Source organism: Mesorhizobium sp. M4B.F.Ca.ET.017.02.2.1, assembly GCF_003998955.1.
Lineage (GTDB): Bacteria > Pseudomonadota > Alphaproteobacteria > Rhizobiales > Rhizobiaceae > Mesorhizobium > Mesorhizobium abyssinicae.
In genome coordinates this window covers 1-11,229 of the sequence record NZ_RZOF01000210.1, presented here as the reverse complement: position 1 = coordinate 11,229, position 11,229 = coordinate 1, and the positions used below count along the sequence as shown (strand labels likewise).

At 64.8% G+C, this 11,229-nt stretch carries 11 protein-coding genes; 1 reads left to right on the top strand and 10 read right to left on the bottom strand.

The window, feature by feature from the left end:
* Positions 1 to 53 precede the first annotated feature (53 nt).
* The 3 genes from EN738_RS22260 to EN738_RS22250 all read right to left on the bottom strand — a co-directional run bounded on the left by EN738_RS22260 (position 54) and on the right by EN738_RS22250 (position 2,730).
* Positions 54 to 914, bottom strand: a complete 861-nt coding sequence (locus tag EN738_RS22260; RefSeq protein WP_189605924.1) for an NlpC/P60 family protein — start codon at positions 912 to 914, stop codon at positions 54 to 56.
* Between the two features lie 29 nt (positions 915 to 943).
* The gene (locus EN738_RS22255) at positions 944 to 1,294 is read right to left on the bottom strand and encodes a MarR family winged helix-turn-helix transcriptional regulator (RefSeq protein ID WP_127285600.1); all 351 of its coding nucleotides are present in this window, start codon (positions 1,292 to 1,294) and stop codon (positions 944 to 946) included.
* 71 nt (positions 1,295 to 1,365) lie between these two features.
* Positions 1,366 to 2,730, bottom strand: a complete 1,365-nt coding sequence (locus tag EN738_RS22250) for a leucyl aminopeptidase family protein (RefSeq protein ID WP_127285599.1) — start codon at positions 2,728 to 2,730, stop codon at positions 1,366 to 1,368.
* Between the two features lie 254 nt (positions 2,731 to 2,984).
* Between EN738_RS22250 and EN738_RS22245 the strand changes: the two genes are divergently transcribed.
* Complete coding sequence (locus EN738_RS22245) at positions 2,985 to 3,806, top strand: tetratricopeptide repeat protein (protein WP_127285598.1); 822 nt, start codon at positions 2,985 to 2,987, stop codon at positions 3,804 to 3,806.
* A gap of 48 nt (positions 3,807 to 3,854) precedes the next feature.
* Here the strand turns inward: EN738_RS22245 and EN738_RS22240 are convergent, their stop codons facing one another.
* From EN738_RS22240 to EN738_RS22210, 7 genes are all read right to left on the bottom strand, one after another.
* Positions 3,855 to 4,169, bottom strand: a complete 315-nt coding sequence (locus EN738_RS22240) for a putative quinol monooxygenase (protein WP_127285597.1) — start codon at positions 4,167 to 4,169, stop codon at positions 3,855 to 3,857.
* A 155-nt stretch (positions 4,170 to 4,324) separates the two neighbouring features.
* Positions 4,325 to 5,341 (bottom strand): type II secretion system F family protein, encoded by a 1,017-nt coding sequence (locus EN738_RS22235; RefSeq protein ID WP_127285596.1) that lies wholly within the window; start codon positions 5,339 to 5,341, stop codon positions 4,325 to 4,327.
* Between the two features lie 9 nt (positions 5,342 to 5,350).
* The gene (locus tag EN738_RS22230; protein ID WP_127285595.1) at positions 5,351 to 6,364 is read right to left on the bottom strand and encodes a type II secretion system F family protein; all 1,014 of its coding nucleotides are present in this window, start codon (positions 6,362 to 6,364) and stop codon (positions 5,351 to 5,353) included.
* Between the two features lie 29 nt (positions 6,365 to 6,393).
* A complete protein-coding gene (locus tag EN738_RS22225; protein ID WP_127285594.1) occupies positions 6,394 to 7,893 on the bottom strand; it encodes a CpaF family protein in 1,500 nt (499 codons plus the stop codon).
* 144 nt (positions 7,894 to 8,037) lie between these two features.
* Complete coding sequence (locus EN738_RS22220; protein WP_189340443.1) at positions 8,038 to 9,321, bottom strand: CpaE family protein; 1,284 nt, start codon at positions 9,319 to 9,321, stop codon at positions 8,038 to 8,040.
* A gap of 29 nt (positions 9,322 to 9,350) precedes the next feature.
* Entirely contained in the window at positions 9,351 to 10,088 is a 738-nt protein-coding gene (locus EN738_RS22215; RefSeq protein ID WP_127285592.1) for a CpaD family pilus assembly protein, read from the bottom strand.
* A gap of 14 nt (positions 10,089 to 10,102) precedes the next feature.
* On the bottom strand, positions 10,103 to 11,229 hold a 1,127-nt coding region (locus EN738_RS22210; RefSeq protein WP_145966898.1), incomplete at its 5' end, for a type II and III secretion system protein family protein.

Genomic DNA, 11,229 nt, shown 5'->3' with positions numbered 1-11,229 from the left:
CCCCTCCCCCGCCCTGCGGGCACCTTCTCCCCGTGACCGGGGAGAGGGAAAGATCACGGTCGCCGGACCCCCGTCGGCCCGCCATAGAGATAGCCGATGCGGGCGACGGCGTCCTTCAGTCCCTCGCGCGAGACCAGCATGGTGTGGCCGTTGGCATGGATCATTGTGTCGGCATCGGTCATGATCGCGACATGGCCTTTCCAGAAGACTAGGTCGCCGCGCCGCATGCCGGTGAAGTCCGGGCCCGGATCGAGCGGCTTGCCGATCGAGGCCGCCTGCATATCGGAATCGCGCAGCACGTCCCTGCCGGCCATGCGCATCGCCAACTGCACGAGGCCGGAACAATCGATGCCGAAGCCCGAGACCCCGCCCCAGAGATAGGGCGTGCCGAGAAAACTTTCCGCCACCGAAACATAGTCGGCCGCAGTCTCGCCGGCAGGCTGCAGATGGGCCGCGATGAGCGCCTGGCCCGACGACAAGAGAGCATAGTGCGTGCCGCGCGTTTCGGCGGCGCCGGTCCCCGTCACCGCCGATCCCATCGACAATTGGCCGCTCACTGGAAAGCGCAGGTCCGGCCCCGGATAGAGGAAGGTGCGCGGTACCGAAACGATATGGGTCGGCGCCTGCTCGCGTGGACCGAGCACCGTGTCGGCGACATAGCCGACATAGCCGTCACGCTCGGCCTGGATCCAGGCCCAGCCTGCGCTGTCCTCGAAAACGAGCACGTCGTCGCCGAACAGGGCCTGCGTGTTGACGCCGGCATCCGGGCGCGGCGCCTTGCGCAGGTCGGCGACGGACACCGAAATCCGCGCCGGCCGGCCGGCGACGAAACGATCGGCTGAGACCTCTCCCTTCAGCCTGGCATCGGCGAGATCGGAACGGAAGGCGTGAAGGCGGGCATCCCTGGCGGTCAAATCGAGCACTCGGTCAGATGGACAATCGGTCAGATGGGCAGTTCATGGGCCCTGGCGATGATACCATCGCCGAAACGCTCGACAAAGAGCGCGCCCTCGACCGTGCGCCGGATCAGGACGTTGCGCTTGTCGAGCTCGTCGCGGTGGCGCGACACCAGCTTCAGCGCCCCCATCGTGTCGAGCGCGCGGGTGATGACCGGCTTGGTGACGTTGAGCCGGGCGGCCAGCCCACGCACCGTATGCGGCGGCGGGTCGAGATAGATGGTGAACAGGATCGCCGTCTGGCGCATGGTGAGATCGGGCGAGCCGTCGCGCACCTGCGACAGCATCACCTGCTGCCACAGTCTGAGGGCCTGGCTCGGGCGCATCGAGATCGACATCGCGCCAGCATGCCGGCAAATTGTTTCGGTTCCGTTTCAGTGGCGGCATCTTGCCGGCCGTCCCGGATGCGTCACGCAAATCGCTTCGAGATGATCCGCTCCAGCGCCCGGATGCCTTGCGCCTCGCCGCCGGTGACGCCGTATGGGCGATCGGACGGGTTCCAGGCGAAGATGTCGAAATGCGCCCAGCGCGGCGTCTTCTCGACGAAGCGCTTGAGGAACAGCGCCGCCGTGATCGAACCGGCGAAGCCGTCGGTGGTGACGTTGTTGATGTCGGCGATCTTCGACGACAGCTTTGCATCGTAAGGCCGCCACAGCGGCATGCGCCACAGAGGATCCTCCACGGCGACTGCGGCCGCCGACAGCTCGGACGCCAGCGTATCGTCGCCAGTGTAGAAAGGCGGCAGGTCCGGGCCGAGCGCGACGCGGGCGGCACCCGTCAACGTCGCCATGTCGACCAGCAACTGGGGCTGCTCGTCGTCGGCGAGCGCCAGCGCGTCGGCCAGCACCAGCCGCCCTTCGGCATCGGTATTGCCGATCTCGACGGTGATGCCCTTGCGGCTCGTCAGCACGTCGCCCGGCCGGAAGGCGTTGCCGGCAATCGAATTCTCGACCGCCGGGATCAAGACGCGCAGCCGCACGTTGAGCCTGGCAGCCATGATCATCGACGCCAGCCCAAGCACGTTGGCCGCGCCGCCCATGTCCTTCTTCATCAACAGCATGCCCGCGGACGGCTTGATGTCGAGGCCGCCGGTGTCGAAGCAGACGCCCTTGCCGACCAGCGTCACCTTCGGCGCATCCGGCGAGCCCCAGAGCAGGTCGATCAGCCGCGGCGCGCCGGATGAGGCGCGGCCGACGGCATGGATCATCGGGAAATTCTGATTCAAGAGATCGTCGCCCTCGATCACCGACACTTCGGCGTCGTGCGCCGAGGCCAGCGTCCGCGCCGCCTTTTCCAGCTCGTCCGGCCCCATGTCGCTGGTCGGCGTGTTGACCAGATCACGGGTCAGGAAAACGCCATCGGCGATGCGGCGGACATGCGCGGCATCGGCACCCGCCGGCAGCACGAAGCGCAGCGCCTTGCCGGGCTTCTTGCCGTAGCGGGTGAAGGCATAGCCGCCAAGCACCAGCCCGGTCGCGGCCAGATCCGGCCAGGCCGGCTCGGTGGCGAAATGCCAGTCGCCTTCGGGCAACGCCCTCGCCAGGGCGCCAACGGCAAGCGTGCCCTCGCCGTCGCCAAGGCCGAACAAGGCGCCGGCGAGCGCGCCGTCTTCGCCGGGCAAGGTCAGCGTCCTGCCGGCCTCGCCGGAAAAGCCGTTGGCCCTGGCCCAGGCAATCGCGGCCGGCGCGAGGCCGGCGGCCTCGAGGCCGCCGCCGGTGACCAGATGAACCGGCAGCGCGGCCGTGGATTTCGTCTCGACGAGTTCGACTGGCATTCGATGGACTCCGGCTAAGGACGCTTGGTCATTGTTCACTGGCAGAAGCGTCAGAAAAATCCAACGAGAATTCGGGCGACGGCGCCAGCCAGCGTGTCGTCCGTTCGACCCCGCGCAACGGTGGGCCTGCCCTAACAGCAGGGACAATGGGAGCTTCAGGGGCCTTTCTTAACTGTCCGTTAGGGTTAACAGAATATTTCTTCGGGAGGGAAGACGGCCACGCAAGGCCGCAGATGGATGGAGGCCGCAGGCCGATGCTGATCAACGGTTTGATGAACACCACGGGCAAGCGGCTGATCACCACGGTCTTCATGGCAGCACTCGCGGCAAGTGTCGCTGGCTGCGGGACCAGCAAGTTCACCACCGGCTCGATCACGCGCTCCAACAGCAAGCCGCTGGAGACCATGTCGGCGACCGAGTTGCACAGCGCAACGACCAGGCTTGGCGAATCCTATGCCAAGAACCCCACCGACAAACGGATCGCCACCAATTACGCGGCGGCGCTGCAGATGGACGGCGATGCCGACCAGTCGCTTGCCGTCATGCGCAAGCTGGCGATCGCGCTGCCCAAGGACCGCGACGTGCTCGCCGCCTACGGCAAGGCGCTCGCCGCCAACGGGCAGTTCGAGCCTGCGCTGGACGCCGTGCGCCGCGCGCAGACGCCGGAATATCCGGACTGGCGGCTGGTGTCGGCGGAGGCCGCGATCCTAGACCAGCTCGGCCAGCGGGACGAGGCGCGCCAGGACTATCGCAAGGCGCTCGACCTCAAGCCGAACGAACCCTCGATCCTGTCCAATCTCGGCATGTCCTATGTGCTGGAAGGCGATTTGCGCACGGCCGAGACCTACATGCGCTCGGCGGCCCAGCAGCCCAACGCCGACAGCCGCGTGCGCCAGAACCTGGCGCTGGTCGTCGGCCTGCAAGGCCGCTTCGACGAGGCCGAGAAGATCGCCTCACAGGAACTCTCACCCGACCAGGCGCAAGCCAATGTCGCCTATCTGCGCCAGATGCTCGCCCAGCAGAACGCCTGGAGCCAGCTGAAGGACCAGGACAAGGACAAGGCCGCGACCAACTGACGGCAACGCCAGCGCGTCAGCCGATTCTTCAAGGTCATCGGCAGTGGGTCAGTTCCAGATTTGAGCTTTGGCTTTCAGCGAGATCGGATCGGTTTCGATGAGACGGAGAGTCTTCACCATACCGGCGGTCTCGGCCTTGTATTTGAGAAAATGCGGCGTGGTCAGGTGCATTTCATAAGCCGCCTGATCGGCATAGCCCTCAATGACGCGGACGAGATGCGGGCTTTCCCTGACCGAAACCGCGAACAGAAAAAGCACCCCGGGCTCCAGCCTCACGGAGGCTTCAGTCTCTTCAGCGATAAGGGCGGCGTAGGCGTCGAGACAGTCGGCGTCGATCTCCAGCTCCGCTATCCTCACAATCATTGGCTGTCCCGTTTGCTTCGGCGCGCGCAGCCGGCGTCTCGGCTGCCTTCTTCTCGATCAGCGCGACAATATCACTGATCTCCCAAAGCCTGTCAGTCACGCCAGCGGCCATTGCCGGCGTCAAGCGCAGCTTTTTCGTCAGCGTCCGGGCTGCCTTACTGGCTGCTGGTGTTGTGCTGATCGCCGAAGATGCCGCGCTGGCTGACCTGGATGCCGGCTGGCCCCAGGATGATGGCGAACAGCACCGGCAGGAAGAAAAGGATCATCGGCACGGTGAGCTTGGGCGGCAGGGCGGCGGCCTTCTTCTCGGCCGCATTCATGCGCATGTCGCGGCTTTCCGAAGCCAGCACGCGCAGCGCATGCGCGACCGGCGTGCCGTAACGTTCGGCCTGGACCAGCGCCTGCGTCACCGACTTGACCGATTCCAGGCCGGTGCGGCTGGCGAGATTCTCGTAAGCCACCTTGCGCTCCTGCAGATAGGAGAGCTCGGCGTTGGTAAGCACGAATTCTTCCGCGAGCGCCACCGACTGCCCGCCGATCTCGTCGGCGACCTTGCGCAGCGCCGCCTCGACCGACATGCCCGACTCGACGCAGATCAGCATCAGGTCGAGCGCGTCGGGCCAGGCCAGCTGGATCGACTGCTTGCGCTTGGTGGCGCGGTTGTTGACGTAAAGGATCGGCGCGTAGAAGCCGCCATAGGCAACCACGACACAGACGAACAGCTTGATGAAGGGCGGCTGCAGCGGCAGGCCGCCGAGCACGAAAAGGTAGACGGCCGCCAGGGCGAAACCGACAAAGGGCAGAACCAGGCGGAAGAAGAGAAAGCGCGTCAGCGGATTCTGGCCGCGAAAACCCGCCACCTTGAGCTTCTGCAGCGTTCCCTCATCGGCCAGCGCGCGCCTGAGATCCAGCCGCTCGACGATGTTGCGCATGCCGATCGACTGTTCCTCGCGCAGGCCCTTGCGGCGGCGATCGGCTTCGTTGGCCAGCCGCACGCGCTGCTTGGCGCGCAACTCCTCGCGCTCGAGCGCCACCGATTTCATGCGCGACTTGAGCTGGTTGCCGCCGAGCGCGGGCAACAGCGTGAAGACAGTCGCGAACACCGCGATGCCGACCAGCAAGGCGATCAGGAAGGCGGGATCGGTAAGCGATTTGACGACCTGGTCCGTCATGGACGCCCCCTAGACTTCGAAGTTCATCATCTTGCGCATCACCAGGATGCCGATCGACATCCAGACCAGGGAACAGCCGATGATCAGGTTGCCTGTGCTGGTGGTGAACAGCGGCATGATGTAGTTCGGGCTCGACAGATAGACGAGGAAGGCAACGACGAAAGGCAGGGCGCCGATGATGACGGCCGAAGCTTTCGCCTCCATCGACAGCGCCTGCACCTTGGCCTTCATCTTCTTGCGGTCGCGCAGCACGCGAGAGAGATTGCCCAGCGCCTCGGAGAGGTTGCCGCCGGCCTGCGACTGTATCTGGATGACGATGCCGAAGAAGCCAGCCTCCGCGCACGGCATGGTTTCGGACATGCGCATGGTGGCATCGGGGATCGACATGCCCATCTGCTGCGAATCGATGATGCGGCGGAACTCGGTCCTGACCGGCTCCGGAGATTCGTTGGCGATCAGACGGATGGCGTCGTTGAGGGGCAGGCCCGACTTGACGGCGCGCACGATGATGTCGAGGGCGTTGGGAAACTCGTTGAGGAATGCCTTGACCCGGCGGGTCCGGCGGAACGAGACGAACCAGCGCGGCAGGCCGAGGCCGCCAGCCAGCAATGCGCCAGGCAGCACCAGCAAGGGCGCGGTGGCCAGATAGGCGAGCACCGTGAGCACGATGCCGCAGATCGCCGAGTAGATGTAGAAGCGCTCGATGGAAACCTGCATGCCGGCCTGGCGGATCTGCACCTTCAGCGGCGGCTTCTTGACGATGCGATCGTTGGATCGCTGCTTCTCGTCGAGCTGCTTCAACGAATCCTGGAGGGATTTTCGCCGCTTGACCGCCTCGGCGGCGCGGTCGCGCGAGGCCTTGACGACGGAGCGGTCGGTTTCGGCGGTCTTGATGGTCTCAAGCCGCTTGCCGACCTGCTTCTCGTTGCTGATGCGGTTGAACAGGAAAGCATAGGCCACCGCCCCGGCGCTGAAGCCGGCCAGCACGACAAACGCCAATACGGTGCTGTCAATTCCGAACATCGACCAGAGCCCCTACGCCTCCAGATACCTCAGCCAGCGTTTTTCTCCATGGCCTCGAGCGCGGTCGCGAGGCGCTGCTCCTCGCCATAATAGCGGGCACGATCCCAGAAATGCGGGCGGCCGATGCCGGTCGATACGTGCTCGCCGATAAGCCTGCCGCTCGCGTCCTCACCCTTGATGTTGTAGAGGATGAGGTCCTGGGTGATGATGACGTCACCCTCCATGCCGATCACCTCGGTGATGTGGGTGATACGCCGCGATCCGTCGCGCAGGCGGGCCGCCTGGATGATCACGTCGACGGAGCCGACGACGATTTCGCGCACGGTCTTTTGCGGCAGCGAGTAGCCGCCCATCGCGATCATCGATTCGATACGGTTCAGGCACTCGCGCGGGCTGTTGGAGTGGATCGTTCCCATCGAGCCGTCGTGGCCGGTGTTCATCGCCTGCAGCAAGTCGAACACTTCCGGTCCGCGCACTTCGCCGACGATGATCCGCTCGGGCCGCATGCGCAGGCAGTTCTTGACCAGGTCGCGCATGGTGACCTCGCCCTCGCCTTCAAGATTCGGCGGACGGGTTTCGAGGCGAACCACGTGCGGCTGCTGCAGCTGCAGTTCCGCCGAGTCCTCGCAGGTGATGACCCGCTCCTCGCGATCGATGTAGTTGGTCAGGCAGTTGAGCAGCGTCGTCTTGCCCGAGCCGGTGCCGCCCGAGATGACGACATTGCAGCGGACGCGGCCGATGATCTTGAGGACCTCGGCGCCCTGCGGCGAGATCGCGCCGAACTTGACCAGCTGGTCGAGCGTCAGCTTGTCCTTCTTGAACTTGCGGATGGTGAGCGCGGTGCCGTCGATGGAGAGCGGCGGCGCGATGACGTTGACACGCGAACCGTCGGGAAGGCGGGCGTCGCAGATCGGGCTCGATTCGTCGACACGGCGACCAACCTGGCTGACGATGCGCTGGCAGATGTTGAGGAGCTGCTGATTGTCGCGGAAGCGGATGCTGGTCTGTTCGACCTTGCCGTTGACTTCGATGTAGACGTTCTTGGAGCCGTTGACCATGATGTCGGCGATGTCGTCGCGGGCAAGCAGAGGCTCCAGCGGACCGTAGCCGAGCACGTCGTTGCAGATGTCCTCGAGCAGTTGTTCCTGCTCGGCGATCGACATCGCGAAATTCTTGATCGCGATGATGTCGTTGACGATGTCGCGGATTTCCTCGCGCGCGCTTTCGGGATCGAGCTTGGCGAGCTGCGACAGGTCGATCGTGTCGATGAGAGCGGAAAAGACCTGGCTCTTGGTGTCGTAGTAGGTCTCGCTGCGCTCGCGCTGGACCTTCTTCGGCTCCGGCGCCAGCGGCGGCGGCTCGACCGGGCGACGGGCGGGCTGGGCGGCCAACTCTCCCGACTGCGCCGGCGCGGCGGGGCGCGCAAGAACAGCCGTATCCGCCGATCCCGGCGCCGCGGGGCCCGGTGCCGGCTGGCGAAATTCCGGCTTGGACCGGTTGCCGTCGTCAGAGCCTCTCTTACCAAACATGATCGACTACCAATTCCGCCCGGAGCAGGATGCCGAAAAGTGTGAAGCCGCTTTCGGACGACATCATGCTCTACTTTCTTCGATTTAGAGGCCGGATTCAGATTTCAGGTCCATTCGACCTGAAATCATCCGCCTCTGGGTGCGTCACTTCTTGTTGCGCGAGAGCTTGCCGAGAAGCGAGCCGAGGCCCGCCTTCTTCTTGATCTTGATTTCGCTGCGCCCGGTCAGCACATGCGCGATCTCGTCGATGATGCCGACGACCGGGCTCTTGGCGTCCATCTCGCCCAGCATGCGGCCGTTGTTGGCGGCGTTGCCGAACAGCAGCGGTTCGAATTGGATGACCGCCATGGGCGTGATGCCGAGCGGTTCGGAAAAGTCCGTCGGTCCGATCTCGGGACGCTTCGGAACGCCTGCCTGATTGATGACAAGCCTTGGCGGCGGATCGTTCGGGCGCAGCCGTTTCAGCATGTCCACCATGTTCTTGGTGTTGCGCAGATTGGCCAGTTCCGGCGTCGCGGTGATGACCACCTCATCCGCCTTGACGAGGATGCTCTTGCTCCAGCCTGACCAGATATGCGGCACGTCGAGGACCAGGAGCGGTGCGCTGCGCTGGGCGGTGTCGATGAGCTGCGAGAAGGCATCGGGATCGAAGTCGTAGACCCGTTCGAGCGTGGACGGAGCGGCGAGCAGCGACAGGTGCTCGGCGCATTGCGCAAGCAGCCTGTCGAGATAGACCTCGTCGACACGCTCGGGCGAAAACACCGCCTCGGCGATACCTTGCGCCGGATCCTGATCGAAATTGATGTTGGCGGTTCCGAAAGCAAGATCGAGATCGGCGACGACCACCTCGGACTTGAACAGCGACGACATCGCCCAGGCGACATTGTGCGCGATGGTCGAGGAACCGACGCCGCCCTTGGCGCCGATGAAGGCGATCGAGCGGCCGATCGGTTCGGCCTCCGGATCGACGAAGATCGACGAGACCACGCTGACGATGTCGGTCATCGACACCGGCGCGATGACATATTCGGAAATGCCGGAGCGGATGAGTTCGCGATAGAGGCCGACATCGTTGTAATGGCCGATCACCACGACCTTCGAGGACGGATCGCAATATTCGGAAAGCTGGGCGAGCTGCTCCAGCAGCTGCTTCGGCTCGCTGCGCGATTCCAGCAGGATCAGGTTCGGCGTCGGCGCCGACTGGTAGAACTCGATCGCCGTGGCGATGCCGCCCATATGAACCTTCAGATGGGCCTTCGCCATGCGCCGGTCGTCGCCGGCGAGGCGGACCGGACTGGCGACGCCCTCGGTCTCGCAAAATGCCTGGATCGAGATGCGCGGCACCGGCCGCAATGCCTGCATCGCGGCGATGTCCTGTTGCGATGTATCGCCGCCATCCACAGGCGCGTCATAGGCAAGATTGCTCATTGTCATGCTCTCTTCCTGACTTGCGCCACTCAGTAGGTCACTTCCGAGTTGCCGAGGAATTCGTTCGAAATGCCTCTCGAGCGGTAAAGGTCGATCACCGCGCCGCGATTTTCGGCGTCGATGTCGGACTGCTTGCGCGGCCCGAGCAGATCGTTGGGATTGGCCATCTGGGCGGCAAGGTTGTTCTGGTACGAGCAGCCAAAGTCGGCGTAGTGCTTGTTTTCCGAATTCTGCAGCAGGTCTTCCGGCCAGCGGCCGCATCTGTCCGTCTGCGCCCTCACCGCCACGAAGGCGACGCGCACCGGGGCCGAAGCTTCCGGAACCGCCGACTGATAGGACGTCATGACGATGCGGCCGCGCTTGACGCCGGAGGCGGCGGCGACCCGGGCGAAATCGCGACCGGCCACCAAGGCCGCCACCTCGTTGGCCGAGCCTCTCGGGACGGCGATGGTCAGCGACGGGGCCGCACTCTTGTCATAGCCGTCGAGGAAGCCGAGCAGCGTGTCGCGTTGGGCGCCGGTCATGCCGCGATCGCCGGCGCCGACGGGAAGATCGATCTTCTGGTTCTTTTCCGCGATGACGATCGGATGGCTGGTGCGATAGTCGTCGGGGATGGCGCCGACCGTGACGCTGTCGCGTTTCCAGCCGGCGCAGCCGGCGAGCGATGCGGCGAGCAGGACCGCCAGGACCGGGGCTACGGAGCGGCGGATCCGCTCGCGACCGGACCTTGCCGGCGCCGCGGTGGTGTTCGATGTCGACTGAAACATGTCCGCTTCCCCGCTCACTTGTAGATGAACCCGACAACGCCGTGATAGCGGCCGGCGGGTCTGTCGGTCTGCATGGTGCCGTAGACGCGATTGACGCGGCCAAGGAACATGCCTGCGCCGTCGCTCGGGGCGTTGAAGTTGTCGTCCGGCTTGGCAAGTTCGTTGCGCGCGACCGGCTTGGCCAGATAGGGCGTGATGATGATGACGAGTTCGCTCTCGTTGCGGACGAAGTCGCGGCTGCGGAAGAGCGTGCCGAGCACCGGGATCTTGGTCAGGCCAGGCAAGCCGTTGACGGCCTGCCTGACGTCGTCGCGGACGAGGCCGGCGATCATCATCGACCCGCCGGACGGCAGTTCCACCGTCGTATCCGCCAGGCGCTTGCGCAGCGAAAGCGCATTCATGCCCTGGCTCCTTCCGCCGGCCGACAGCGACACCGATCCCTCCGTGGTCGGCTCCGATACGGAGGTCCTGACCTTTAGGCTGATGCGGCCGGGCGACAGCACCACCGGCTGGAATTCCAGGCCGATGCCGTATTCGATCTTCTCGATCGAATAGGTTCTGTTGCCCGTCTGGTTGTCGGTCGAAACGTTGGCGCTGACGCTGTTGACCATGTTGTACTCGCCGCCGACCTTGAAGGTCGCCTTCTCGCCGGACACGGCGGTCAGCGTCGGCTCGGCCAGGGTCTTCATGACACCGGCCTGTTCCATGGCATTGATGTAGGCCTGGATCGCCGAGGTGCCGACATTGAAACCCGAGTTCGAGATCGGCTTGCCGAGGCCGCTGAACGTATCGCCCAGCGCGCCCCAGGAAATGCCGTTGCTGCCGCCGCTGCCGACCATGTTGACGCCGAGCTGCTTCATCACCGAGCGGCTGACCTCCGCCACGGTCACCTTCAGCGTCACCTGGTCGTCGCCGATGATCTGCAGCAGGTTGACGATCTTCGAGACGCGGCGGTCTTGGTCGGGGTTGTTGATGTCGACGCCGCCATTGGCCGATCCGCCGGCGGCGGTCTGCGAATACTGGCCGGTCGTGGCTTCACCGCCGGACACGAAGATGGTCGCCAGGTCGACGGCGCGCTTGGCGTCGAGAGGCGTGTCCACGCTTCCGGTCAGAACGACGTTGTCGTTCAGCAGTTCGACCT

Bases quoted from the DNA above. Each gene is read 5' to 3' on its own strand.
- EN738_RS22220 (WP_189340443.1), bottom strand. From the start codon at position 9,321: ATGAGCAATCTTGCCTATGACGCGCCTGTGGATGGCGGCGATACATCG.
- EN738_RS22235 (WP_127285596.1), bottom strand. From the start codon at position 5,341: ATGACGGACCAGGTCGTCAAATCGCTTACCGATCCCGCCTTCCTGATC.
- EN738_RS22225 (WP_127285594.1), bottom strand. From the start codon at position 7,893: ATGTTTGGTAAGAGAGGCTCTGACGACGGCAACCGGTCCAAGCCGGAA.
- EN738_RS22240 (WP_127285597.1), bottom strand. From the start codon at position 4,169: ATGATTGTGAGGATAGCGGAGCTGGAGATCGACGCCGACTGTCTCGAC.
- EN738_RS22250 (WP_127285599.1), bottom strand. From the start codon at position 2,730: ATGCCAGTCGAACTCGTCGAGACGAAATCCACGGCCGCGCTGCCGGTT.
- EN738_RS22230 (WP_127285595.1), bottom strand. From the start codon at position 6,364: ATGTTCGGAATTGACAGCACCGTATTGGCGTTTGTCGTGCTGGCCGGC.
- EN738_RS22255 (WP_127285600.1), bottom strand. From the start codon at position 1,294: ATGTCGATCTCGATGCGCCCGAGCCAGGCCCTCAGACTGTGGCAGCAG.
- EN738_RS22215 (WP_127285592.1), bottom strand. From the start codon at position 10,088: ATGTTTCAGTCGACATCGAACACCACCGCGGCGCCGGCAAGGTCCGGT.
- EN738_RS22245 (WP_127285598.1), top strand. From the start codon at position 2,985: ATGCTGATCAACGGTTTGATGAACACCACGGGCAAGCGGCTGATCACC.